This window comes from Aquincola tertiaricarbonis, assembly GCF_000969605.1.
GTDB classification, from domain to species: domain Bacteria; phylum Pseudomonadota; class Gammaproteobacteria; order Burkholderiales; family Burkholderiaceae_C; genus Aquincola; species Aquincola tertiaricarbonis.
Genome location: NZ_KQ033892.1, coordinates 89,237 through 113,186 on the forward strand (window position 1 = coordinate 89,237; position 23,950 = coordinate 113,186).

At 71.6% G+C, this 23,950-nt stretch carries 19 protein-coding genes; 8 read left to right on the forward strand and 11 right to left on the reverse strand.

Annotated elements, in window-relative coordinates; all coding sequences use genetic code 11:
• Nucleotides 1–58: 58 nt before the first annotated feature.
• Entirely contained in the window at nt 59–1,639 is a 1,581-nt protein-coding gene (locus VO99_RS28005; protein WP_083441018.1) for a glycine betaine ABC transporter substrate-binding protein, read from the reverse strand.
• An 80-nt stretch (nt 1,640–1,719) separates the two neighbouring features.
• On the opposite strand from VO99_RS28005, the gene VO99_RS28010 reads away from it, so the two are divergent.
• The gene (locus VO99_RS28010; RefSeq protein WP_046116245.1) at nt 1,720–2,691 is read left to right on the forward strand and encodes an MBL fold metallo-hydrolase; all 972 of its coding nucleotides are present in this window, start codon (nt 1,720–1,722) and stop codon (nt 2,689–2,691) included.
• 44 nt (nt 2,692–2,735) lie between these two features.
• Nucleotides 2,736–4,124 (forward strand): NAD(P)/FAD-dependent oxidoreductase, encoded by a 1,389-nt coding sequence (locus VO99_RS28015; RefSeq protein ID WP_046116246.1) that lies wholly within the window; start codon nt 2,736–2,738, stop codon nt 4,122–4,124.
• A gap of 168 nt (nt 4,125–4,292) precedes the next feature.
• Here VO99_RS28015 and VO99_RS28020 read toward each other — a convergent pair whose 3' ends face one another.
• The 4 genes from VO99_RS28020 to VO99_RS28035 all read right to left on the reverse strand — a co-directional run bounded on the left by VO99_RS28020 (nt 4,293) and on the right by VO99_RS28035 (nt 10,411).
• A complete protein-coding gene (locus VO99_RS28020; protein WP_046116247.1) occupies nt 4,293–5,276 on the reverse strand; it encodes a 2-dehydropantoate 2-reductase in 984 nt (327 codons plus the stop codon).
• Nucleotides 5,277–5,364: 88 nt separating this feature from the next.
• On the reverse strand, nt 5,365–7,251 hold the full coding sequence (locus VO99_RS28025; protein ID WP_046116248.1) for a site-specific integrase: 1,887 nt from the start codon (nt 7,249–7,251) through the stop codon (nt 5,365–5,367).
• 872 nt (nt 7,252–8,123) lie between these two features.
• Complete coding sequence (locus VO99_RS28030) at nt 8,124–9,185, reverse strand: ParB/RepB/Spo0J family partition protein (protein WP_083441019.1); 1,062 nt, start codon at nt 9,183–9,185, stop codon at nt 8,124–8,126.
• Entirely contained in the window at nt 9,185–10,411 is a 1,227-nt protein-coding gene (locus tag VO99_RS28035) for an AAA family ATPase (RefSeq protein ID WP_046116249.1), read from the reverse strand. The genes VO99_RS28030 and VO99_RS28035 overlap by 1 nt, the downstream gene beginning before the upstream one ends.
• A 596-nt stretch (nt 10,412–11,007) precedes the next feature.
• On the opposite strand from VO99_RS28035, the gene VO99_RS29295 reads away from it, so the two are divergent.
• The 4 genes from VO99_RS29295 (at nt 11,008) to VO99_RS28055 (ending at nt 15,996) form a co-directional block, all read left to right on the forward strand.
• Nucleotides 11,008–12,471 (forward strand): replication initiation protein, encoded by a 1,464-nt coding sequence (locus VO99_RS29295; protein WP_083441020.1) that lies wholly within the window; start codon nt 11,008–11,010, stop codon nt 12,469–12,471.
• A 112-nt stretch (nt 12,472–12,583) separates the two neighbouring features.
• Nucleotides 12,584–14,404, forward strand: a complete 1,821-nt coding sequence (locus VO99_RS28045) for a sensor histidine kinase (protein ID WP_198157108.1) — start codon at nt 12,584–12,586, stop codon at nt 14,402–14,404.
• Complete coding sequence (locus VO99_RS28050) at nt 14,397–14,774, forward strand: response regulator (protein WP_046116342.1); 378 nt, start codon at nt 14,397–14,399, stop codon at nt 14,772–14,774. The genes VO99_RS28045 and VO99_RS28050 overlap by 8 nt, the downstream gene beginning before the upstream one ends.
• Nucleotides 14,764–15,996 carry an EAL domain-containing protein gene (locus tag VO99_RS28055; protein ID WP_046116250.1) on the forward strand — a complete coding sequence of 411 codons (1,233 nt, stop codon included), beginning with the start codon at nt 14,764–14,766 and terminating at the stop codon, nt 15,994–15,996. The genes VO99_RS28050 and VO99_RS28055 overlap by 11 nt, the downstream gene beginning before the upstream one ends.
• A 13-nt stretch (nt 15,997–16,009) precedes the next feature.
• On the opposite strand, the gene VO99_RS28060 is transcribed toward VO99_RS28055, so the two are convergent.
• Entirely contained in the window at nt 16,010–17,644 is a 1,635-nt protein-coding gene (locus VO99_RS28060) for an ATP-binding protein (RefSeq protein ID WP_052736700.1), read from the reverse strand.
• Between the two features lie 203 nt (nt 17,645–17,847).
• On the reverse strand, nt 17,848–18,174 hold the full coding sequence (locus VO99_RS28065) for a glycine zipper domain-containing protein (RefSeq protein ID WP_198157109.1): 327 nt from the start codon (nt 18,172–18,174) through the stop codon (nt 17,848–17,850).
• A gap of 146 nt (nt 18,175–18,320) precedes the next feature.
• On the opposite strand from VO99_RS28065, the gene VO99_RS28070 reads away from it, so the two are divergent.
• Nucleotides 18,321–18,785, forward strand: a complete 465-nt coding sequence (locus tag VO99_RS28070; RefSeq protein ID WP_310733683.1) for a universal stress protein — start codon at nt 18,321–18,323, stop codon at nt 18,783–18,785.
• Between the two features lie 58 nt (nt 18,786–18,843).
• On the opposite strand, the gene VO99_RS28075 is transcribed toward VO99_RS28070, so the two are convergent.
• On the reverse strand, nt 18,844–19,689 hold the full coding sequence (locus tag VO99_RS28075; RefSeq protein WP_046116252.1) for a universal stress protein: 846 nt from the start codon (nt 19,687–19,689) through the stop codon (nt 18,844–18,846).
• A 100-nt stretch (nt 19,690–19,789) separates the two neighbouring features.
• Nucleotides 19,790–21,364: a bifunctional aminoglycoside phosphotransferase/ATP-binding protein gene (locus VO99_RS28080; protein WP_046116253.1), complete on the reverse strand. Its 1,575-nt coding sequence runs from the start codon at nt 21,362–21,364 to the stop codon at nt 19,790–19,792.
• A gap of 67 nt (nt 21,365–21,431) precedes the next feature.
• Between VO99_RS28080 and VO99_RS28085 the strand changes: the two genes are divergently transcribed.
• A complete protein-coding gene (locus VO99_RS28085; protein ID WP_046116254.1) occupies nt 21,432–21,821 on the forward strand; it encodes a hypothetical protein in 390 nt (129 codons plus the stop codon).
• Here VO99_RS28085 and VO99_RS28090 read toward each other — a convergent pair.
• Together VO99_RS28090 and VO99_RS28095 are read right to left on the reverse strand one after the other, a co-directional pair.
• Nucleotides 21,758–22,678, reverse strand: coding sequence for a branched-chain amino acid ABC transporter permease (locus tag VO99_RS28090; protein WP_046116255.1), 921 nt, complete (start codon nt 22,676–22,678; stop codon nt 21,758–21,760). The two genes, VO99_RS28085 and VO99_RS28090, sit on opposite strands and share 64 nt — an antisense overlap.
• The gene (locus VO99_RS28095) at nt 22,675–23,850 is read right to left on the reverse strand and encodes an ABC transporter substrate-binding protein (RefSeq protein ID WP_046116256.1); all 1,176 of its coding nucleotides are present in this window, start codon (nt 23,848–23,850) and stop codon (nt 22,675–22,677) included. Before VO99_RS28095 ends, VO99_RS28090 begins: the two co-directional genes overlap by 4 nt.
• Between the last annotated feature and the right edge of the window lie 100 nt (nt 23,851–23,950).

The window sequence follows — 23,950 nt, forward strand, 5'->3', positions numbered from 1 at the left end:
AGCGTATCGGCGGGTTCCCCGGCTGATCGCCCGAAATGCCGGCCGCCCGCCCGTCAATTCACCGCAGGTGCCTGCGCAGCCAGCGCCGCTCGCCCAGCTCGAACAGCGCCTCGAACAGCAGCGCCAGCGCGGCCGAGGGCAGCGCACCGGCCAGCATCATCTGGTTGTCGTTCAGCGCCAGGCCGGTGACGATGCGCTCGCCGAAGCCGCCCGCGCCGATGAAGGCCGCCAGCGTGGCCGTGCCCACGCAGATGACGGTGGCGGTGCGCACGCCGGCCACGATGGTGGGCAGCGCCAGCGGCAGCTCCACGTGGCGGCGCACGTCGCCGCGCACCAGGCCCAGCGCCATGCCGGCCTGCTTGAGGCCGGCCGGCACCTCGGCCAGCCCGGTGCAGGTGTTGCGCACGATGGGCAGCAGCGCATACAGCGTGAGCGCGGCCAGCGCCGGCACGGTGCCGATGCGGCCCAGCGCCCAGATCAGCACCGCCAGCATGGCCAGCGAGGGCACGGTCTGGAAGATGCCGGTCAGGCCCAGCACCCAGGACCGCGCCAGCGGGCGGGCGGCCACCGCCACGGCCAGCGGCACGCCGATGACGATGGCCGCCGCCACCGAGGCCAGCACCAGCCCCAGGTGCTGCAGCGCCAGGCGCGGCAGGTCGGGGCCGAACAGCTTGGCCGCCAGGCCGCGCGGCGCCTGGCCTGCGGTGGCGGCGCGGCCGGCCAGGTGGTCGCGCGCGATCTGCTCGAAGGGCACGCTGTCCAGCTCGGCGCGGGCATTCATCGCGATCATCTCCCGCTCGTCGATGCTGCCGGCCAGGCCCTGCAGCGCCTGCCAGGCGGCGGGAAAGCGCTGCGGCACGTCCAGCCGGTACAGCACCACCGCGTCGTAGCGCGGGAAGTAGCCGCCGTCGTCCTCCAGCACGCGCAGGCCCAGGTGGCCGATCTTGGCGTCGGTGGTGTAGATGTCCATCACGTCGATCTGGCCGCGGGCCAGGGCGTCGTAGGCCAGGCCGTGGTCGATGCCGCTGGGCCGCTGCGGCAGCCGGTAGCGCTGCTGCAGGCCGGGCCAGCCGTCCTGCCGGCCGATGAACTCGTTGGACAGGCCCAGCCGCAACGCCGGATGCGCCGCCAGGTCCGACAGCCGCCGGATGCCCAGCCGCTGCGCATCGGCCTCGCGCATCGCCAGCGCATAGCCGTCGTTGAAGCCCAGCGGGATGGCCACGCCGAAGCCCAGCGGCGCCAGCTGCCGGTTCATCGCGTCCACCGAGGTGGGTGCGGGATTCTTCAGGATCTCCTGGTCGATGGTGCCCAGGTATTCGGGGTAGAGGTCGATGCGGCCGGAGCGCAGCGCCTCGTACACGATGGCGGTGTTGCCCAGGCCGGCCAGCACCTCGGTGCGGGCATGCGGCGCGGCCGTCTGCGCCAGCACCTGGGCCAGCACATAGGCCTCGGTGAAGCGCTTGGAGCCGATGCGCAGCGCGCCGTCGTCGGCCGCCAGCGCGGGCAGCACCACCAGCCAGGCGAGCAGCAGGCCCAGGGCTTTTTGCAGCCAGGCAGTGAACGAGTTGCGGCTGGCGCGGGTCGCAGCGCTGGGCGCGGCCCGCCGTGCAGGCGGCCGTGGTGTGGATGCGAGACTCATCGCCGCACCATAGCAGCGGCCCCGGCCGGCTGCCCTGCCCTTCCCTTTCCTTCCACTGCATCTCTCAAGGAGTTCGATCGATGCTGACCCGCCGACAACTGCTGGCCGCCGGCCTGGCCACCCCCGCGATGTATGCCGCCGGATCGTTCGTGCCGGCCTGGGCGCAGAACGCGCCCGACCTGGGCACGCCGGCCCTGCCGGCCACCGGTTTCGCCCGCATGAAGGTGGGCGAGGTGGAGGTGCTGTCGCTGCTGGACGGCATCACCCGCCGGCCGCTGGGCGCGGAGTTCGTGAAGAACGCGCCGCTGGACCAGGTCAAGGCGCTGCTGGCCTCGCAGGGGCTGCCCACCGACTACATCGACGTGCCGTACACGCCCTTCCTCATCGTGGCCGGCGGCCGCCGCATCCTGGTGGACACCGGCCTGGGCGAGTTCGGCGGCCCCACCACCGGCAAGCTGCTGCAGCAGCTGCGCGCGGCCGGCTTCCAGCCGACCGACATCGACACGGTGCTGATCTCCCACTTCCACGGCGACCACATCAACGGCATCCGCAACAAGGCCGGCGAGCTGGTGTTCGCCAATGCCAAGGTGATGGTGCCGGCGGCCGAGTACGCCTTCTGGATGGACGACGCCAGGATGGCCGCCGCGCCCGCGGGCATGAAGGGCGCCTTCGACAACGTGCGCCGCACCTTCGGCGGCATGCCGGCCGACCGGCTGCAGCGCTTCGAGGCCGATGCCGAGATCCTGCCCGGCATCCGCTCGGTGGCGGCCTACGGCCACACGCCGGGCCACACCTTGTTCGAGCTCAGCTCGGGCAGCCAGCGCTTCTTCTACGTGGCCGACCTGACCAACGTGCCCGCCCTGTTCGCCCGCAACCCCGACTGGGCCGTCACCTTCGACATGGACGCCGAGCAGGCCCGCGCCACCCGTCGCGCGGTGTTCCAGCGCATCACCGCCGGCAACGCGATGATGGGCGGCTTCCACTATCCGTTCCCGGGCTTCGGCCGCATGGTGGCCGCCGGCAACGGCTACGCCTTCCAGCCCTCGGCCTGAGTGGCGCGGGTGCCCTGAGGCACCCTGTTTGCCGCATCCGAGCCATGGACACCCCTGCCGCCACGCCCCTGCCCGCCGACGACCCGCAACGCCACCGCATCGTGATCGTCGGCGGCGGTGCCGGCGGGCTCGAGCTGGCGGCCCGGCTGGGCCGCCGCCTGCCGCCCGGCGGGCCGGTGGAGCTGCTGCTGATCGACGCCGCCCTCACCCACGTGTGGAAGCCGCAGCTGCATGAGCTGGCCGCCGGCACCCTGGGCGGCCCCGACCAGGAGACCGACTACCTGCAGCAGGCGCGCCGCCATGGCTTCCGCTTCCACCTGGGGCGGGTGGAGTCGATGGACCGCGCCGCCCGACGGCTCTGGCTGGCCCCGCTGGTGGACGACCAGGGCCACACCGTGGCGCCACGCCGCGCGGTGGCCTACGACACCGTGGTGATCGCGGTGGGCAGCGTGGTCAACGACTTCGGCACGCCTGGCGTGCGTGAGCATGCGGTGGCGCTGGACACCGCCGAGGACGCGCGCCGCTTCCACCGCCGGCTGCTGGCCACCTGGGCCCGCAACGAGCTGCAGCACGGTGGCGCCGGCGCCACCGCGCCGGTGAACGTGGCCATCGTCGGCGGCGGTGCCACCGGCGTGGAGCTGGCCGCCGAACTGATGGAAAGCACCGCGGCGATGGCCGGCTTCCTGCCGCACATGTCGCGCGCCGAAGGTGGCGAGGGTGACCGCGGCGCGCGGCTGCCGGTGCGCATCCACCTGCTGGAAGCGGGCGAGCGGCTGTTGTCCGCCCTGCCCGCCGACGTGGCCGAGCAGGCGCGCGCCGACCTCGTGCGGCGCGGCGTGGTGGTGCGCACCGGCGTCAAGGTGACGGCCGTGACCGACACCCAGGTGATGCTGGGCGACGAGGCGGTGCCCGCGGACCTGACGGTGTGGGCCGCCGGCATCCGCGGCCCGGAGCTGCTCAAGCAGCTGGACGGCCTGGCCCTGTCGCGCAGCGGCCAGCTGCTGGTGGGCCCCACGCTGCAGACCACGCTGGACCCGCGGGTGCTGGCGATCGGGGACTGCGCCAGCTGCCCGCAGCCGCCCGGCCAGTCCACCGTGCCGCCGCGCGCCCAGGCGGCGCACCAGCAGGCGCAGCTGCTGGCCGAGGCGCTGCCGGGCTTCGTGCGCGGCGAGCCGCTGCCTGCCTTCCGCTATGACGACCGGGGCTCGCTGGTGTCACTGGGCCGCCGCCATGCGGTGGGCCAGGTGCACACCCCGGCGCCGGGCCCCCAGTCCGGCCGCGGCTGGCGGCTGGAAGGCCTGCTGGCGCGCTGGGCCTACTGGGGCCTGCAGCGCCAGCACATGGTGACGCTGCACGGCCTGCCGCGCACCGCGCTGGCCACGCTGGGCGGCTGGCTTACCGCGCGCACCATGCCGCCGGTCAAGCTGCACTGAGCCGGCTCAGAACCTGTGAATGAACCGGTCGCGACCGAGCGGCGGGACAGGGCGGCCTGGATCCAGGCGCAAGGCGCAGCCATGGCTCGGGCTATGGCGAGCATTTGCAACGACGAGCCGGGTCGTCAGGGCGCGTCGAGCGGGCGTGAGTGGTTCGTTGACAGGTTCTCAGGCCGCCGGGTACAGCCCCCGCACCCGGCCGAACAGGCGCGCCAGGCCGAACAGCGCATCCACGTTGGGCGTGGCCACGCCCACGCGCCGGCCCAGCTCATGCACCGCGCCCACGATGGCGTCCAGCTCCATCGGCCGGCCGGCCTGCACGTCCTGCAGCATGGAGGTGGAGATGGCGCCCAGCTTGCGGGTGACGGCGTGGCGGTCGTCCGGGGCTTGGCGGATGTCGCAACCGATGCGGCGGCCGATCTCGGCGGCCTCCTGCATGGCGGCGGAACAGAAGGCGCGCACCAGCGGATCGTCCAGCACCCGGTCCACCGTGGCACCGGTGACGGCCGACACCGGGTTCATCGTGAGGTTGCCCCAGAGCTTGAACCAGATGTCGTAGCGCACCTGCGGTGAGGCCGTGGCCTCGAAGCCTGCTTCGCGCAGCAGCGAGGCAATGGCGGTGGCCCGCGGCGATTCACCGCCCGCGGGCTCGCCCACGATCAGCCCCTGCCCCATGCGGTGCTCCACCAGGCCGGGCTCGCTGGTGCCGGTGGCCGCATGCACCACGCAGCCCAGCACCCGCGGCAGCGCGATGGCCGCGGCGATGCGGCCGCCAGGGTCGACGCTTTCCAGCGGGGTGTCGCCCACGCCGGGCAGGCCCTGCACGAACCACCAGGGCACGCCGTTCATCGCCGGCAGCACGGTGGTGTCGGCGCCCAGCAGCGGTGCGAGCTGGGGTGCCACATCGGCCAACGCCGGCCCCTTGACGGCGACCACGACCAGCGCCTGCGGACCCAGCTCGGCCGCATCGGCCGAGGCCGCGGCGCAGGGCGCGGTGTGCAGCACGCCGGCCTCGCGCAGCCGCCAGCCATGGGTGCGCAGCGCCTGCAGCGTGGCACCGCGGGCCAGTGCACTGACTTCATGGCCGGCCGCGGCCAGCCGCGCGCCCAGGAAGCCGCCGATGGCCCCGGCGCCGACGATGGCGATCTTCATGCGGCCTCCCGGCATCGGGCGATGGCGTGGCGAGGGAGGATGCGGCGCGAGGGTGTGGTCATGGCGGGTACGGACAAAAGCATGGACTTCAGCGTGCAGGCCCTGGCGGGCTGCCGGCATTCTGGCCCGCCCGCGGCGGCGGTCGCCGGTACAAGGCGGTGATGGCGGGCGAGGCATGGCCCAGCCGGTGCTGCGTGGTGGCCAGGGGCAGCCCCCGGGCCAGCGACTGCAGGCCGTGGGTATGGCGTAGCCAGTGGGTGCTGGCACGGCGCAGCGCATCGGCATCGGCCAGCGCGCCGGCGCCACGGGCATCGGCCGCGCATTGGCGGAACAGGCGCTTGAACTGGTCTGCCAGCGTGGCCGCGCCGATGCCCTGGCGCGGATCCAGCGGCCGGCCGGCGGCCAGGCCGGGCGCCCGTTCGCTGAAGTCCGCCGCCTGGCCCAGCAGCCACGCATCGGCCTGCGCCGGATCAAGCGGATCGGGCCGCAGGCCGCGGCCCGGCAGGCTGGCGACCAGCGCCTGCACCGCCGCGGGCGGCAGGCCCAGCTCGCGGTCGCGCTGGCCCGGGCCGGGGATGCGCAGCCAGAGGGTGGGCGGGCTGCCGGCCGCCGCGGCGTCCAGCGTGGCCGGGCCGTCGGCCTGCAGATCGCCAAGCCGCGCCGTGACGGCTTCCGACAGGCGCAGGCCGGCGCCTTGCATCAGCTGCCAGGCCAGCCGCAGGCGCTGGTGGGCGGCGGTGTCCGGCAGCAGGTGCAGCCGGCGTTCCACCCAGGCGCATTGCGCGGGCGACAGGCTGCGGCCGCTGTCCAGCGCCGGTCGTCGGCCACAACCCGCGGCCGCGCCCAGCCACGGGTTGCCGCCGAGGTGGCCTTCGCGGCCCAGGAAGTCGTACAGGTTGCGCAGGATGGTCACCGTCTGCCGGCGGGCGCCGGCCGACAACGGTCCTTCGAATGGCCGCCACAGCACCGACCAGCGCGGCTGGTGGCGCGGACCACACCAATCGGCCCGCGGCTGCGGATCGGCCACGAAGGCCAGGTAGGCCTGCACATCGGCCGCCGTCACCTGCGACAAGGCCACGCCGCGCACCAGCACCGCCCACAGCAGGAAGCGTTCGGCCTCGCGGCGGTAGGCGCGCCGGGTGTGTGCCGAGGCCTGGCCCTTGCTGGCCAGCCACGCCAGCAGCGCATCGCGGTCCGACGAGACGCCCAGCGCCGCGTCGACCACCGGCCGCCGGAGCCGCACGTGGCGACCGTCGAGCGCGGGCGGCACCTGGAAGTGCTCGAGTGGCCGGATCGCCGAGGAAACGTGACCGCTGCGCGTGGGCATGGCGCGGGGACCGGCGGGCACGTCCAGCCGTGCGCAGAGGTCGGCGGGCAGTGCCAGCGGCTGTTGATGGGCCGCCAGCCAGCGTTCCACCCGCAGGGCCTTGAGCGCCCCCACCGCGCGCACCGGTCGCCACCAGCGGCCGGGAGCATGCTGGATGCGATGGCACAGCTGCCGCAGCGTGGCGAGGCCGGCACTGGCAAGGCGCCCGGCAAGCTGCGGATCGAGCCAGGCATCCACCGGATCGTCCAGCTGGGGCGGCCGGGCCGACAACGACTCCAGCCAGCGCAGTGCCTCCAGCTGCCGCGCGACCAGCCGGGCGCGCCGGCCCAGGCGCTGCGCCGTGCGGCCGTGGGCGGCCTCGTACGCCTCGATCTGCTCGGCCTCGGAGAAGTCCTCCAGCCCCTGCTCGGCGGCGAAGGCCTCCAGCGAAGGCAGCACCGCCGCGTCGTCCGGCATGCGGCTGAGATCGACGAGCACCAGCCGCGCGATGCCGTGCCGGCGCTCCCGCCGGGCTGCGGCCGCAAACGCATCGCGGATGCCCTGCACCACCTGTCGCATGTGGCCCAGGTCGGCGGCACGGCCGTCGCCTGGATGCAGGTAGCGCGACCATGCCTCCCGCAGCCCGACGCCCTGCACCAGGGCGCGCATGAAGGCGTAGTGGCTGGCGTTCAGCCGCAGGCCGGCGGAGGAAGCCGTGGAGGGCTTTCTCTCGGGGAGCGGAGAACTTTCGGGAGTCGACATTTGGGGGCAGGCGGAAATGACGCTGATTTTTTGGCTGGTTGATTACTTGTGCAGTTGATTCTAGCCATGGCGCTGCTTTTGGTTGATTCGGCAGAGCTGGGCTGAGCTTCGTGGCCGTGTCGGGGAGCCCGTGGGTACGCCAACAGCAGCTGTCGGCATACGGCACCGGGTGGCCGGACGAGCGCCCCCAAGCGAATGCTGCGGTGCATTGCTCGTGACGCTCGGTCTGCTGCGTGCAGTGCGGAGGCGGACATCGTGTCCATGGCTGGAACGCCTGTGCGCGCCGGCCACTTCTCACGGAACTGCATCGACGAAGCGCCAGACTCCATTGGAGAGTTTTCGGGAGGGCTTCGAGGCTGGTGCGATCAGCGTCAAACGCACTGTCCGCCATAGTCCGCTCGGGTGCGTCGCACCCTATCTGCCGACCATGGGCCCTCGCCTGTGGCAGTCCTCCGCATGCCTAACGCGCCAACACGCTGCCAAACAGCGTACGAGTGGGTGCCGGCTTGCACTTACCGTTCCACGGACGCCATGCGTTGATTGCAGGGCGAGACACCTCTTTGTGCACCAAGCCGCCGTAACGCACCTACGGCCCGCCTCCACCGGGTGGGTCCCCGAATCCTTGGCCCACGCTGCGCTACAGCTGGACGAGTCCGCGAGGCCGCGCACCGTCGTCTGACGGAGAACTTTCGGGAGTCCTCTTGACGCTTTTCGGTGCCCCAAACGAAAAAGGGGTTGGACCGTCCAACCCCTCTTCGTCTGCCACGCCAGTGCTTGCCTCAGCCTCCCGGCGGAAGCCCCAGGAATGTCCGGATCGCCTCCGCGAGCGCAGCTCGCTGTGGCTCCGTCAGCTGTCGATCGAAGCGGACCACTGTCCGGCCCTGCTCATCGCTGGTCACGATGGCCACCCGCTCCCGCTCGTTCTGGATCACATGCTCTGAGCCACGCACCGCACGCGCCGGCTCGTCCAGATCCAGCAGCCGCTCCAGCACCTGTTTGGCCGACAGCGGTTCGGCCCTGGCGGCCAGCGCCTTCGCACGCGCCATCAGTCCATCCGGATCCTTCTGCTGAGCATCATTCAGCAGCTTGGCCCAACGAAACTGCAGGTCAAGGGGCGACGAGAAGGCGTCGACCACCGCCTTGGGCAGCCGGGCCAGCGACAGCGCCTTGCCGACGTCGCCCAGGTCCCGGCCGATCGCGGCAGCCAGCTGGCGGTTGGAGGCGTACAGCCCTGCGTCGAGTGCGCGGGCATACATCATTCCCTGCTCCCAGGCGGACAGATCCTTGCGAGAGCGGTTCTCCCGCTCCATCGCCACGAACAGGTCCTGCTCATTCACTTGCTCCACCATGGCCAGCACCGGAATGCCCAGCTCCAGGCACGCACGATGGCGGCGATGACCGAAGACGATCTCGTACACCGGTTCGATGCTGCCCGGGGGGTTGGACCGTCCAACCCCCTCTTCCCCGCCCGCGGCGGCTGCGCCGGCAGACACCGGCCGCACCTTGATCGGCTGCACGTTGCCGTTGGCCGCAGCAATCTCTTCCTTCAGTGCAGCGAAGTCCGGACCTTCGAACGAGGCCGCATGGCGGTTCGCCCACACCGACGAGCGCACCAATCGCGGGTCCAGTTTCCGCACCGGCAACGCGCCTTCATAGCGCGCCAGCTCTTCCCGCAGACTCTCCGCCTCCTTGATGGCGGTGGACTGTGCGGACATGAAATGCAGCATCGAACCCGGTGCCGTCTTTGCCCGAACCTCTTCCGCCGGCTTCGGAACAGGCTCCTTCGGGGCGGCCCCCGGGATCTGGATCAAGCCCGCCTTCTCGAACAACTTCTTCGCCATCACCTAGCTCCCCGTGCCACCGTCGCGGCGACCGGCGCAGTCACCGCCGCCTGTTCCAGCACCTGCCGGCGCCACACCGACCACACCGAGCGCTCGATGTGCGAAACAAAGGTGTCGTAGGCATCGCGGGCCCGCTTGAAGGTCTTGGCACTGCCGTCGTAGCGTGCGATGTCGTACACGGTGCCAAATTCCGCGCTGGTGGTCGCGGCCACGGCGGTCTTCGGGATCTCTACCGGCAACACCTTCTCGGCGTAAGTCTGGCCGATCCACTGCCGCACGATGTTGCTGGCCGCGTCCGATGAATCGACCCGCGCCAGCAGCACGTGGATGAAGTCGAATTCCTTGGTCAAGCCGCGCTTGGTCAGCAGCTCCGACGTGAGATCGGCGAACAGGCTCCAGAACTGCGACGCCGAGGCGAAGTCCAGTGCGTTGGGTGGCAGCGGCATGATGATGCCGTTCGAAGCCATGAACGCATTGATGGTGGTGTAGGACAGCGAAGGCGGCGTGTCGATCACGATCACGTCGTATTCGTCCCGCACGTCGTCGATCCCCAGGTCCAGCACACGCCAGAACTCGAAGCCCGGTTCCTGCGTCTGCCGCGCGGGCAGGGCGAACTCGGCGCCGAACAGCATCGGTGCAGCCGCCACCAGGTCGATGCCGTCCCAGTAGGTGGGGCGGATGGCATAGCGGATCGAGGTTTCCGAGCCCATGGTCAGCGGCAGGATGGTGTCGTCCTCCTCTACCTCGGTGTCCGGCAGGATGCCGAACAAGGTTGTCAGCGAACCCTGCGGGTCGGTGTCGATCACCAGCACCTTGTGGCCCAGCAGCGTCAGGCCCTGGGCCAGCGTCACCGCCGTGGTGGTCTTGGAGACACCGCCCTTGAAGTTACCGATGGCGATGGTCACCGCCTCGCCGCCCGCGGGCCGCAGCCACTCCTTGCGGTACTCGCGGATCCAGGTCCGAGCCTCGGCCAGGCTGAATTCACGCCGGCTGCCGGCATCGTTGAGTCGACCGGCAGGCAGGTCGCCGCGGGTGATGCGGTGGCTGAGCGAGCCCTTCTCGATGCCCAGCATCGCGGCCAGCTGACTCAGGTTGAAGACGGGCGGCGACTTGCGGGCGGTGGGCGCCAGCATGGCCGTGCGGATCTCTCCCATCATTGCGACGGCCCGGTCGGCCTGGTCGCGGATGCCTTCCAACGGAATGGGCCGTGGAGGCTTGATTGTCATGTGGTCCAACAGAACGCTCCTGGTTTCACAAACCTTGCAGGCTTGACGTTTAGCCTGCTCTGGGAGTCGATTCTGTCAACGTCCGGACCGCTTGCAAAGCAGAAACGGCTGGGCGCTCGATGGAGACTGTATGAGGGCCGCCAGGCTTCCACAACGCCATGGGTTTATTGAGTTCAACACCTTCAAGCCCTTTAATACCTTTACGGGCCAGATTTCCCAATCAAATCAATGACTTACATAACATCAGGTGAGTGGATTCGGTAGCCGGCGGAGGCTTTGCAGGAAGTTCATGGAGGGCCAACAGGAGGGCGGCGGAGAATTTTCGGGAAGCCGCGGAGCGGGCTCGGGAGGCCAGCTCAACCACGTTCCACAGGCGTTTCACGGCCTTTCGGTGGCTTGCAAAAGCCGTTGTCGCCCCCGAAAACCCTCCGCAGCAAGTCCGCCAGCCGGCCTGAGGTGAGCATTTTCGGGAAGCGCAGGCGCCCACGGAACCCTGCTGAGGTGAGGATTTTCGGGAAACTCTTCGATTCGCAGTGCCGAACATTCATGTGAGAAGCCGCCTCACATCAGCCGCGGGCTCCGCTACAGTCGCGGCCATGACGTCCGAGCTTGTCCTCACCTCGCCGGCGCCGGCCCCGGTGGCTGCGGCGGCCGATCCGGCGGCGCCCGCGCCTCGGCGATCGTTGCGTGCGCGGCCTGCGGTGGCCGAAATCACGGTGCCGCTGCGCAAGCCGGTCAACACGCTGGCCATCGTGCCCAAGTCCCAGCGCATCACCTCGCTGGGCCGCAAGAGCTACAACGTGCTGCTGTTCGAGGCCCAGTCCCAGGGCCTGGACAAGGACGTGTTCAGCGCACCGCTGGAACGCATCATCCGTGGCGTCGATTTCGACTCCAACGACCAGGAGCTGATCAAGAAGCACCTGCGCGCGATGGTGTCCACCACCGTGGAGTGGCAGTCGCCCACCACGGGGGAGGGCACCACCTGGAACGTCAGCGGCCTGCTGGCGCATGCGCGGCTCAGCAAGATCCGCGGGCAGGTGTGGGTGGAGTGGTCGTACGCGGTCAACCTGAAGCAGGAACTGCTGCAGCCCACCGTGTTCGCGCGGCTGTCGCTGGAAATCATCTCGCAGCTGCGCTCGCATGCCGGCATTGCGCTGTACGAGATCTGCTCGCGCTACAAGGACATCGGCCGCACCTCGCGCCAGGCCTGGGCCTGGTGGCGCCCGGTGCTCAGCGGCCGTCCGGAGAACGAGAAGACCGCCAAGCTCGAATACCGCATCTTCAAGCGCGACACGCTCAAGCCCGCCATCGCCGAGGTGTGCGCCATCACCGACATCGACGTGGAGCTGGTGGAGCACAAGGCCGGCCGCTTCGTCTCGGAGCTGCAGTTCCTGATCCGCCCCAAGGCGCGCGAGGCGCTGCCGCCGCGCCAGCCGCCCGAGCCGGTGGACCTGGCGGCGGTGAGCCAGGCGCGCGCCCTGGGCATCGACGACAACCGGGCCGAGGAGCTGATCGAGGCCTACGGCATGCAGGCCTTCACCACCGGGCTGGAGGCGCTGCGCAAGCGGCTGGAAACCGCCTTCCCCGAGCCGCTGCGCGATCCCTTCCGCTACCTGAAGGCGCTGCTGTCGGGCGAGGCCACCACCCGCGCCGCCAAGGCCGCTGCCGAGCGGCACGACGCCCCTGCCGCCGGCGCGGCCGATGGCGCCGCACCGGCCCGCACCGAGGAAGACCGCGCCGCCCAGGCGCGCCGCGAGGCCCGCTGGACCGAAGCCTGGATCCGCCACCGCCGCGAGCAGATCGTGCGCGACATCGCCAGCCTGTCGGCCGAGGAGCAGGCTCGTCTCTCGCAGGCGCTGCTGGAAGACATGGAGGCGCGCCAGGTGCACCCGTCCATCCGCAAGCGGCTGCAGACCAGCGGCTGGCAGCATGCGCTGGTGGTGGCCGAGATGGTGCGCTTCTATGCGGTGGGTGCCATCGGCGACGACTGGGACCGGCCGACGCCGCAGCAGCTGCTGGCCATCGCCGCCCAACTGGGCGACGGCAGCCCGGCGCGCTGAAGCGGCCGGGGCGCCCGCCCTGCCTCAAGTGGCGGCCGCCGGGCGCCGATAAACAGCCATCGTCCCGCCTTCCGCCGGGATGCAGGCCGGCCTCCGGCCCCCCAGGCCGCCGATGCCGTCCCCCGACCACCCTGGAGCCACCGCAGCGTCGCCCGCGCCGCCGGCCGGCCCGTCCTCTCCACCGCCGCGGCGCCTGTCCGCGCGCTGCAGGCCCTGGCTGGCCGCCCTGCGCCAGTCGGCGGTGGCCATCGGCCTGGCCGTGTTCGTGCTCAGCACGCTGTGGCTGGGCATCACCTACGAGCTGGACGAGGAACAGGCCACGGTGCGCGCCTACACCCAGCGCAACCTCACCAACCTGAGCCGCGCCTTCGCCGAGCACACGGCCAAGACGCTCGACGGCGCCGACCAGGCGGTGCGCTTCACCCGCCACGAATACCTGGACAAGGGCGCCGCGCTCGACCTCAGCAGCTACCTGGGGCTCAAGGGCATCGTCGGGCCCGAATACCACCTGGTGTCGGTCATCGGCCCCGATGGCTACGTCAGCCATTCCACCCAGCCCTTCCAGCGGGTGGACCTGCGCGACCGCGAGCATTTCCGGGTGCACACCCAGCGCACGCGCGACGAGCTCTTCGTCAGCAAGCCGGTGCTGGGTCGCGTGTCGCAGCGCTGGTCCATCCAGCTCACGCGCCGCATCACGCTGGCCGACGGCCGCTTCGGCGGCGTGGTGGTGCTGTCGCTGTCGCCCGAGTACCTCACCCGCTTTTATGCCGACGTGGACCTGGGCCTGCACGGCGCCATCGCGCTGGTGGGCCAGGACGGCGTGGTGCGGGCCAGCGCCAGCCCGGACGAAGCCCCTGACCTGCGCAGCATCGAAGGCAGCCCGCTGTTCCGCGCCGCCATGGCCCGGCGCGAAGGCACGCTGGTGGCCCGCAGCCCCATCGACGGCATCGAGCGCCACTGGGCCTTCCGCCGGCTGGATCCGCACGGGCTCATCGTCTTCACCGGCATGGGCAGCAACGACGTGATGGCAGCCTATGCCGAGCTGCGCCGCAATGCGATGGCCGCCGGGGCGCTGGCCACGTTGATCGTGCTCGGGTTCGTGGCGGCGCTGGTGCGCCATGCCCGTCGGCAGGGCCTGCTGATGGCGCAGCTGGAAGCCAGCCGCCTGGAGGCCCAGGCCGGCAGCCAGCTGAAGACGCGCTTCCTGGCCACCGTCTCGCATGAGCTGCGCACGCCGCTCAACGGCATCCTCGGCTTTGCCGAGACCATCCGGGACACCAGCCAGGACGCCGAGTCGCGCCAGCACGGCGGCGTCATCCATGCCAGCGCCAGCCAGCTGCACGGGCTGGTCAACACCATCCTGGACCTGGTGAAGATCGAGACCGGCCGCATGACGCTGCAGCCCGCGGCGGTGACGGTGGAGGAACTGATGCGCGGCGTGCACGCCCGCCATGCGCCCGACGCCCAGGCCCGCGGCCTGCGGCTGTGGATGGCGCTGCAGCCCGGAACGCCCGCGGTGCTGCGCACCGATGCGGCGCGGCTGCGCCAGGTGCTGGACCAACTCGTGGGCAATGCGCTGAAGTTCACCGCCGAAGGCGAGGTGTCGCTCATCGCCCGCGCCGATGCCGGCCTGCGGGGTGAGCCGGCATTGCTGATCGAGATCGGCGACACCGGCATCGGCATCGCGGCCGAGCGGCTGCCGCGCCTGTTCAACCGCTTCGAGACCGCCATGGCCAGCTTCGACCATGCCGGCCAGGGCGCCGGCCTCGGCCTGCCGCTGGCGCATGAACTCACTGCGCTGCTGGGCGGGCAGCTTGCGCTGGCCTCCAGCCCCGGCCAGGGCACCACCGCCACCGTGCGGCTGCCCCTGGCGCTGCCGCCCGCCCTGCCTTCCGCACCCCCTTCCGTTCCCGAGGATGCGCTCCATGCCTGAGCCCGAGAAGTCCGCTCCGCTGGCCCTGGTGGTCGACGACAACCAGCTCAACAGCCAGCTGGTGGCGATGTTTCTGCGGCGCCTGGGCTGGCAGGCCGAGGTGGTGGACGCCGGCGGCACCGCGCTGGCCCGGCTGGCCGAGCGCCACTACGACCTGGTGCTGCTGGACCTGCGCATGCCGCAGATGAGCGGCGAGCAGGTGTGCCGCCGCATCCGCGAGGAACTGAAGCTCACCGCGCTGCCGGTGGTGGCCTACACCGCCCACAGCATGCCGGAGGACAAGCAGCGCATCCTGTCCGCCGGCTTCAACGAGCTGCTGATCAAGCCCATCTCCTTCCAGGACGTGCGGCAGCTCTGCCATGTGCTCTGACCGCGTGGCCGGCGCCGCGGTGCGCGTGTGGGTGGCTGTGAACGAGCCGGAGATCGCCGCCGGCCTGGCCCAGGCCCTGCGTGAAGGCGGCGCCGAGGTGGCCGCCGTGGTGCACGACCTGCGTGGCATCAAGCGGCTGCTGGCCGGCGGCCAGCCGCTGCCGCAGGTGCTGGTCACCGGCCTGCGCTTCGTCGACGGCGACGGCTTCCAGCTGATGCGGCTGCTGGCCCGCCGGACGGATGCGCCGGCGCTGTTCGTCGTCAGCCGGCAGCAGCGCGCGGTGATCCGCGCCGCCATCAACCTGGCCGCCGCCTGCGGCCTGGCGCTGGCCGGCATGGCCGAGCTGCCCACCACCGCCGAGGAGATCACCCGGCAGGTGCTGGCCTACCGCCGGCCCGCGCCCGAGCCGATGGCGGCCGACACCGCGCCGCTGCCCGAGCTGTGCCGCGACGAGCTGCTGGCCGTGCTGGACCGCGACGTGCTGCAACCCTGGATGCAGCCCAAGCTGCGCCTGGCCACCGGCGAGATCATCGGCTTCGAGGCGCTGATGCGCGCCCACGATGCCGACGGCGGCCTGGTGATGCCGGACCGCCTGGTGGCCGCGCTGCAGCGCCACCACCTGCTGGACCAGGCCACGCTGCACATGGCCCGGCGCACGGTGGACTTCGTGGCCACCTGCCTGGGCGAGGGCATGGCCGTCAGCGCGTCCATCAACGTGTCGATGCAGTCGCTGTCCAACCTGGCCTTCTGCCAGGAGCTGGCCGCGGCGGTGGACCATGTGCAGCTGGACCCCAGCTGGATCACCATCGAGATCACCGAGACCGACGCCATGGCCGACCTGGCCTCGGTCATCGAGAACACCGGCCGCATCCGCATGCTGGGCTTCAACCTGGCCATCGACGACTTCGGCACCGCCTATTCCAGCTTCTTCCAGCTCTCGCGCATCCCGTTCTCGGAGCTGAAGATCGAGCGCGCCTTCATCCACGGCCTGGAGGCCGACCGCAGCAAGCAGGGCATCGTCAAGGCCTGCGCGATGCTGGGGGCCTCGCTGGGCATGCACGTGGTGGCCGAAGGCGTGGAAACCGCCGAGGAGCTGGCGCAGGTGCGCGAGGCCGGCTGCACCGAGGTGCAGGGCTGGTTCGTGGCCCGCCCGATGCCCGCGCCCCAGGCGCTGGCCTGGCTGCGCGACCTGCCCGAACAGCGCTTCGCCCTGCCGGGCTGAAGCCGCCGGCGCTTCAGGCCGGCACCCGCCGCAGCACCGCCGCGGCTTCCAGCAGCAGGCCTTCGCACAGCACCGCCGCACGCACCGGATGGCCGGCGCGCAGCGCCAGCTCCACCTCGGTGGCGCGCTCGGTCAGGTGCGCATGGCCGAAGGAGCCGGCGGTGCCGCGCAGCACGTGCACCAGCCGGCCCAGGGCCTGCCAGTCGCTCGCACGCAGCGCATCGCGCATGCCCTGGATCTGCGCCGGCAGGCCGGCGCGGAAGGCCTGGTGCAGCTCGGCCATCTCGGCCTGGAAGGCGGCTTCCTGGGCATCGTCCTCGTAGGCCACGCCCAGGTGCTCGCCGATCACCTGGTAGAAGCGCTCGCGGTCCACGGGCTTGGCCAGCACGTCGTTGCAGCCGGCCTCGTGGTAGCGCTGCACGTCGGCCTTCATCACGTTGGCCGTCAGTGCCACGATGCGGGTCTTGCAGCGGCTGGCGCGCAGCTGGCGGGTGGCGGTCTCGCCGTCCATCACCGGCATCTGCATGTCCATCAGGATCAGGTCGAAGTCCTGGCGCAGCGCCAGCGTCACCGCGTCCTTGCCGTTGGCGGCCACCGTCACCGCCAGGCCGGCCTGGCGCAGGAAGGCGCTGAGCAGGCGCTGGTTGTCCGCACCGTCCTCGGCCAGCAGCACGCGGCCGGCCAGCTCGGGCACGGCGATGGAGGTGATCTCGAAATCACCGCGGCCCCAGTACAGCAGGTCGCCTTCCATCGTCAGCAGCTCGGCGCGCGGCACCGGCGCGGCCAGCGGCATCACCAGCTCGAAGCGGCTGCCCGCCTGCGGCTGGCTCTGCACGCTGATGCGCCCGCCCAGCAGGCCCGACAGCTGGTGCGAGATGTACAGGCCCAGGCCGGTGCCGCCGAACTTGCGGGTGGTGGTCAGGTCGGCCTGCGAGAAGGGCTGGAACAGCCTCGCCTGCTGCGCCTCGGACATGCCGATGCCGGTGTCCACCACCGCAAAGCGCATGGCGGGCTCCTCGGCGTCGTAGTGCAGCTCCAGCGTCACGCTGCCACGCGGCGTGAACTTGATGGCATTGCTGATGAAGTTCAGCAGGATCTGCTTCAGCCGCACGGGGTCGGTGCGCAGCACCGGCGGCAGCGGCAGGAAGGGCTGCACCTGGAAGGCCAGCGAGCGCTCGGCCGCCCGGCCCGACACCAGCGCATTGATGTCGCGCAGCAGCAGCGGCAGCGGCAGGTCGATCTGCTCCAGGTCCACCTGCTGCGTCTCGATCTTGGCCAGGTCGAGGATGTCGTTGATCACGTCCAGCAGGTGCCGGCCATTGCGGATGATGGTGCGCAGCGCCTCCTCGCGGTCCACCGGGTTGGCCACCGGCTGCATCAGCAGCTCGGCAAAGCCGATGATGGAGGTCAGCGGGGTGCGGATCTCATGGCTCATGTTGGCCAGGAAGGCGCTCTTGGCGCTGCTGGCGGCCAGGGCCTCGTCACGCGCCTGGCGCAGCTCCCCGGTGCGCGCGCGGATGGTTTCCTCCTGCTCGGCCACCACCCGGTCCAGCCGGGCACGGGCCTCGGCCAGCTCGGCCTGCGCCTGCTTGCGGGCGGCGCGCTCCAGTGCCAGGCGGCGCTCCAGCGCCTCCACCAGCGGCTTCAACCGCGGCCTCCGCCGATGATGCGGGCCGGCGCCGCGCGGTGGGCACGCAGCGGCGCGGAAAGGGGCAGGGGCGGGGGTACGGCGGGCACGGTTCGGGACGCGGTGCGCGAGCGCCGCGTTCGAGCTCAGGAAGGCCTGTCATCGGCCCGCCCGAGCCCGACTTGAGCCGGCGCGCCCGCATGCCGGCCCGGTCCGTGAGGCACTCAGCGGCGGCGGGACAGCGCGACCAGCAGCCCGGCGATCACGCCCACCGCGGCGGCCACGCCCACGGCCGCATACGGATGGCTGTGCACCTGCTCGTCCACCAGCCGGGCGGCGCGGCGGGCGCGGTACATCGCCACCTCCTCCAGCTCCTGCAGCTGCTCGCGGCTGCGGGCCAGGCGCGCGGCCAGGCGGTCGCGCAAGGCCTGTGCCTCGGCATCGCCCTGCTTCAGGCCGCCCTTGATCAGCGCATCCGCCTCGTCCACCGCATGGCGCAGCCCTTCGGTGATGCGGTCCTGCATCGCGTGTTCCTGGGAAACGTTGGTCATGTGTGCTCCGGGTGGTGGATGGATGTGCCTGCACTGTAGGCCGTGCCGCCGCGGCTGCACGCCGGCTGCCGTGCCGCGCTTGACCGGCATCAAGGGCTGGCGCCGGCGCGCAATCCACACTGGCCGCCCGCCCTCGGCTGCTGCAGGTGAAAGCCATCTCCTATCAACACATCCTGGTGCCGGTCGACGGCAGCCCCACCGGCTTGCGCGGCCTGGACGAAGCGGTGGCGCTGGCGCGCCTGACCCGGGGGCGCCTGCGGCTGCTGCATGTGGTGGACGAGCTCACCTTCGCCAGCGGCTTCGAGACCGGCACCGCCTTCATGGCCGACGTGGTGCCGCTGATGCGCGAGGCCGGCGAAGCGGTGCTGCGCGAGTCCGCGGCCCGGGTGCAGGCCGCCGGCGTGCCGGTGGATACGGTGCTGTGCGACCGCTTCGCCACCCGCGTGTGCGACGCGGTGGTCACCGAAGCCCGGCAGTGGCCGGCCGATCTCATCGTGCTGGGCACCCATGGCCGGCGCGGCGTGGGCCGGCTGCTGCTGGGCAGCGATGCCGAGCAGGTGCTGCGGCTGGCACCGGTGCCGGTGCTGCTGGTGCGCGCGCTGCCTACCTGAAGAAGAAGACGTTCCCGCGGCGGTACTGCAGGGCCGAGGTCATCGGTCCCCTCCGGGGTCAATGGGACATCAGCACCGGCACCGTCATCGTCAGCAGCAGGCTGCGCGTGGCGCCGCCCAGCATGCTCTCGGCCCAGCGTGCATGGCCGTAGGCGCCCATCACGATGAGGTCGCTGCCGCGGTCGGCCGCGCGGGAGAGCATCGCCTCGCCGATGGGAATGTCGGTGGTCTCCACCGCCACGTCGGCCATCACGCCCTGCCAGGCCAGCCACTGCTGCAGTGACTTCAACCGGTGCTGCGCCGCGGGCGTGTCGTCGGCCATGCCGCCTTCGTTCCACCACACCACCTCCACCGTGCGCGCGCGGCGCAGCAGCGGCAGCGCGTCGGTGAGAGCGCGGGTGGCTTCGCGGCTGTCGTCCCAGGCCACCAGCACCCGCTGGCCCACCGGATCGAAGTGCCCGGCATAGGGCAGCACCAGCGTGGGCCGCGCGCTGTAGAGCACCGCCTGCTCGACGATGGCCTGCACCGCCGCATGGCCGCGGACCCGCGGGTCGGCCTGGCTGACGATGGCCAGGTCGCTGCAATGCGCATGGCGCACCAGCGAGGCGGCGGCGTCGTTCTCGTCCACCACCGTCTCGAAGGAAGGCAGGCCGGCGGCGGCGCAGGCCTCGCGCATGCCGGCGGCGGCGGCGTGCGCGCGGCTGCGCATCTCGGTCCAGGCCAGCTCGGTGAGTTCGGCGAAGTTGCCGCCGATCTCGGGCATCACCGGCACGTCGATCAGGCCGGTGGGCGCCAGGCCCACCAGGTGGGCCTCGAAGCTGCGCGCCAGGCGGATGGCCACGTCGATGCGGGCCGCGCACAGCGGGTCCTGGTCGAGCAACACGAGCATGCTGCGGTAGGTCATGGAAGGCTCCTGGTGCGGCGGTGTTGCGGGCATTGTTCGGCGCGGCTGCGGGCGGCTGCTTGATCTGGCGCAAGCAGCGGCGGGGCGTGCCGCGTCGGCCTCAGCGCAGGGCTTGCCAGCGTGCGGCCAGGTCGGCAGGGCAGGGCGGCTGCGTGGTGTCCACCGGCAGGCACAGCGCCTGTTCGTCGGGCGCCAGCGGCTCGGCCAGCGTGGCCAGCTTTGCTAGCACCGCTTCATCGGCCTCGGAAGGATCGCCGCCGCTGGCCAGGCGGTGGGCGATGCGCCGGCGCAGCACCGGCATCGGCGCCTGGCAGTCGATCAGCGCCACCGGCATGCCCAGCGAGCGGGCCAGCGCGATGAAGCCCAGGCGTTCGTCCCGGCGCAGGAAGGCCGCATCGACGATGACCGGCCAGCCGGCGCGCAGCGCGGTTTCGGCCAGCGTGTGCAGCCGCGCATAGGTGCGGCGGTGCGCGTCGGGCCCGTAGAGGTCCAGGCCGGCGCGGCGCGAGTCGGCCAGCGGACCCAGGCCGTGCAGCCGCTTGCGCTCGACGTCGGAGCGCAGGCGCACCGCGCCGGCGGCCTGCAGCAGGGCTTCGGCCAGCTGGCTCTTGCCGCTGGCCGGCAGGCCGTGCATCAGCGCCAGCCGGGCGTCCTCACCGAAGGCCAGGCGGTGCGCCAGGCCCAGGTAGCCGGCCATGTCGCAGCCTGCGGGGCCGGCCCGGCCCTGCGCAACCTGCAGCACCGCCACCTGGGCCCGCACCAGCGCGCGGCTGACCAGGTGGAAGCGCAGCAGCGGCAGGCCCTCGTGATCGCCGCCGGCCTGCAGCCAGGCATCGAGGAAGCGCCAGGCCAGCGCCGGTGCGCCATGCGCCAGCAGGTCCATCACCACGAAGGCGATGTCGTGCATCACGTCCACCCAGCGCAGCGCGGGGTCGAAGTCGATGCCGTCGAAGGCGGTGGCGGCGGGCGTGGGGCGATCGAAGGCCAGCAGGTTGGCCAGGTGCAGGTCGCCATGGCCCTCCCGCACGCGGCCGGCCTGCAGGCGAGCCTCGAACTGCGGTGCCAGTGCAGCCAGCTGCTGCCGCAGCCAGGCGCGCAGCGGCGGCCAGTGGCTCACGGTGGCGGCCTGCTCGGCGGCGTCCAGGCCCGCAACCAGCCGGCCCATCACCTCGTTCAGCGCCTGCGGCGTGCCCCAGGGTCCGTCCGCCGGTGCCGCTGCGGCCTCGGCATGAAAGGCCACCAGCCGCGCCGCCAGCGCATCCACATGCGCAGGAAGCAGGGTGCCGGCGGCCACGCGGGTGCTCCACAGCGCCGCGTCGTCGAAGCGGCGCATCTGCACCGCCACGTCCACCACCGGGCCCGGGGCGTCACCCAGCACCGGGCCGGCAGGGGTGGCGTGCACCTCCAGCAGGCCGAGGTAGATCTCCGGCGCCAGGCGGCCGTTCAGGCGCAGCTCCTCTTCGGCGCAGAAGCGCCGCCGCGCCAGCGTGGCGCAATCGACGAAGGACAGCTGCAGCGGCTTCTTCAGCTTGAAGGCCTGCGTGGCGGTGAGCAGCACCCAGGAGATGTGCGTTTCCACCAGCTGCACCGGCCCGCCTTCACTGGCCTGCAGCCATGCCTGCAGCGCAAGCACGCGGGCGGTGGCGGCGGGGAGGGAGTCGGCATCGGCTGGCATCGGCCCACTATGCACAGCACCGCCGGTGGCGGGTCTGTCCAGACGCAAAAAGTGAAGCGGTCGGCTGATGGCGCCGCAGCAGCAGTACCCGCCGGGCATGCTGGACCTGCTGCTCTGGCCCAGCATCGTTACCCCGCGGCCGCAGCCACCCGAGACGGCTTACCTGCCGCTGGCCCAGGCACTGGCCCGCCACAGCGCGGCGCACCTGGTGCAGTGCAACTGGCCCCATGCGCTGAACACACCGGACGGCAGGGGCCTGGGCGGCAGCCACGTACTGGCGCCCGATGGCACGCTGCTGTTCAGCCTGCCCGACGACGAGGCCGGGTTGGCGGTATCCAGGCTGGGCAGCCGCAAGATGATCTGGCACCCCGACCCGCCGCCCCCCAGCCCCCGCTACCCCCGCGCCGGAAACAGCCCCTGCGGCTTCCAGAACAGCACGGCCGCCATCAGCAGGTAGATCAGGATGGATGCCAGCGCCGGCCCGGCGCCGGACGCGGCCGCGGGGCCGAGCAGTCCGGCCAGCGCCCAGGGCACGAAGCTGCGGCCCACGGTGTCCACCATGCCCACCAGCAGCGCGCCCACCAGGGCGCCGCGCACCGAGCCGATGCCGCCGATCACCACCACCACGAAGGCCAGGATCAGGATGCTTTCGCCCATGCCCACCTGCACCGCCAGCAGCGGGCCCAGCAGGCCGCCGGCCAGGGCGCACAGCGCGGCACCGGCCGCGAACACCAGCGTGAACAGCCGCTTGACGTCGGCGCCCATGGCCATCGCCATCTCACGGTGGCTGGCACCGGCGCGCACCTGCATGCCGATGCGCGTGCGCGTGATCACCAGGTACAGCCCCAGCGCCACCAGCAGGCCGGCGGCGATGATCACCAGCCGGAAGGCCGGGTAGCTGAAGCCCGGCCACAGCTCGACCGGCCCGGCCACCGCCGCGGGCAGGTTCAGCATCAGCGGCTGCGGCCCCCACAGCATGCGCACCGCCTCGTTGCACATCAGCAGGATGGCGAAGGTGCCCAGCACCTGGGAGAGGTGGTCGCGTTGGTAGAGGCGCCGCAGCACCGCCAGCTCCAGCGCCACGCCGAACAGGGCCGTGCCCGCGATGCCGGCTACAAGCCCCAGCAGGAAGGAGCCGCTGGCCTGCGTGGCCGCGGCGGTGAGGTACGCGCCCACCATGTACAGCGAGCCATGGGCCAGGTTGATCATGTCCATGATGCCGAACACCAGCGTCAGCCCGGCGGCCAGCAGGAACAGCATCAACCCGAACTGCAGGCCATTGAGGGCCTGCTCCGCCAGCAGCGTCGCGCTCACGACATCCTGCAGGCGCTGGCGTAGGCGTCCACGTGGTTCTTGAACACGGTGCCCAGCGTGCGGTTGGTGATGCGGCCCTGGCCGTCCTTGGTGACCACCCGCAGGTGGTAGTCCTGCACCGGGTACTGGTTGGCGCCGAAGCGGAAGCCGCCGCGCACCGAGCTGAACCGGGCCGCCTTCAGTGCCTGCCGCAGTGCCTGCTTGTCGTCGAGCTTGCCCTTGGCGTCGCGCACCGCCGCGTCCATCAGCATCGCGGCGTCATAGCCTTGCGACGCGTACAGCGTGGGCAGCCGGCCGTAGGCCTTCTGGAAGTCGGCCACGAAGCGCTTGTTGGCCGCGTTGTCCAGGTCGTGCGCCCACTGCGAGGTGTTGAACATGCCCAGCATCGGCTCGCCCACGGCGCCGATCACGTCCTCGTCGGCCGAGAAGCCGGGGCCGAACAGGGTGGCGTCCTTGGACATGCCCGAGGCCACGTACTGCTTGACGAAGTTGATGCCCATGCCGCCCGGCAGGAAGATGTACATCGCCTCGGGCTTGGCCGCACGCACCTGGGCCAGCTCGGCCGCATAGTCCAGCTGGCCCAGCCGGGTGTAGATCTCCTGCACCACCTCGCCCTTGTAGAAGCGCTTGAAGCCGGTGAGCGCATCCTTGCCCGCCGGGTAGTTGGGCGCCAGCAGGGCCACTTTCTTGAAGCCCTTGTCCTGCACCGTCTTGCCCACCGCCTCGTGCTGGTTGTCGTTCTGGTAGCTGACGCTGAAGAAGTACGGGTTGCACTGCTCGCCCGCGTACTGCGACGGGCCGGCATTGGCGCTGAGGTAGAAGGTTTTCGCCGCGAAGGTGGGCGGGCCCACCGCCAGCATCACGTTGGAGAACACGATGCCGGTCATGAAGTCGACCTTGTCGCGCTTGAGCATGCGGTCGGCCAGCTGGCGCGCGACGTCGGGGCTTTGCTGGTCGTCGGCGACGATCACTTCGGCGGGCCGGCCTCCGAGCTGGTTGCCGGTGTGCTTGAGCGCCAGGTTGAAGCCGTCGCGGATGTCGATGCCCAGCGCGGCACCGGGCCCGGACAGCGTGCTGATGAAGCCCACCTTCACCGCATCGGCGGCAAGGGCGGCGGCCGGTGCCGCGAGGGCGGCCGCCAGCAAGGGGAGGGCGGCAAGGGCGAGACGCATGGCAAACACTCCTGGAAGGTGGGATGGCCACCGGCCAGGCGGCCGCACGCTGCGGCCTGCCATGCCTGCGGGCAGGCGCCGGCCGGGACGGGCCGGAGCT

Excerpts from the sequence above, each read along its gene's own strand:
- VO99_RS28005 (WP_083441018.1), bottom strand. The coding sequence starts at position 1,639 with ATGAGTCTCGCATCCACACCACGGCCGCCTGCACGGCGGGCCGCGCCC.
- VO99_RS28010 (WP_046116245.1), top strand. The coding sequence starts at position 1,720 with ATGCTGACCCGCCGACAACTGCTGGCCGCCGGCCTGGCCACCCCCGCG.
- VO99_RS28015 (WP_046116246.1), top strand. The coding sequence starts at position 2,736 with ATGGACACCCCTGCCGCCACGCCCCTGCCCGCCGACGACCCGCAACGC.
- VO99_RS28020 (WP_046116247.1), bottom strand. The coding sequence starts at position 5,276 with ATGAAGATCGCCATCGTCGGCGCCGGGGCCATCGGCGGCTTCCTGGGC.
- VO99_RS28025 (WP_046116248.1), bottom strand. The coding sequence starts at position 7,251 with ATGCGCGCCCTGGTGCAGGGCGTCGGGCTGCGGGAGGCATGGTCGCGC.
- VO99_RS28030 (WP_083441019.1), bottom strand. The coding sequence starts at position 9,185 with ATGGCGAAGAAGTTGTTCGAGAAGGCGGGCTTGATCCAGATCCCGGGG.
- VO99_RS28035 (WP_046116249.1), bottom strand. The coding sequence starts at position 10,411 with ATGACAATCAAGCCTCCACGGCCCATTCCGTTGGAAGGCATCCGCGAC.
- VO99_RS29295 (WP_083441020.1), top strand. The coding sequence starts at position 11,008 with ATGACGTCCGAGCTTGTCCTCACCTCGCCGGCGCCGGCCCCGGTGGCT.
- VO99_RS28045 (WP_198157108.1), top strand. The coding sequence starts at position 12,584 with ATGCCGTCCCCCGACCACCCTGGAGCCACCGCAGCGTCGCCCGCGCCG.
- VO99_RS28050 (WP_046116342.1), top strand. The coding sequence starts at position 14,397 with ATGCCTGAGCCCGAGAAGTCCGCTCCGCTGGCCCTGGTGGTCGACGAC.
- VO99_RS28055 (WP_046116250.1), top strand. The coding sequence starts at position 14,764 with ATGTGCTCTGACCGCGTGGCCGGCGCCGCGGTGCGCGTGTGGGTGGCT.
- VO99_RS28065 (WP_198157109.1), bottom strand. The coding sequence starts at position 18,174 with ATGACCAACGTTTCCCAGGAACACGCGATGCAGGACCGCATCACCGAA.
- VO99_RS28075 (WP_046116252.1), bottom strand. The coding sequence starts at position 19,689 with ATGACCTACCGCAGCATGCTCGTGTTGCTCGACCAGGACCCGCTGTGC.
- VO99_RS28080 (WP_046116253.1), bottom strand. The coding sequence starts at position 21,364 with ATGCCAGCCGATGCCGACTCCCTCCCCGCCGCCACCGCCCGCGTGCTT.
- VO99_RS28085 (WP_046116254.1), top strand. The coding sequence starts at position 21,432 with ATGGCGCCGCAGCAGCAGTACCCGCCGGGCATGCTGGACCTGCTGCTC.
- VO99_RS28095 (WP_046116256.1), bottom strand. The coding sequence starts at position 23,850 with ATGCGTCTCGCCCTTGCCGCCCTCCCCTTGCTGGCGGCCGCCCTCGCG.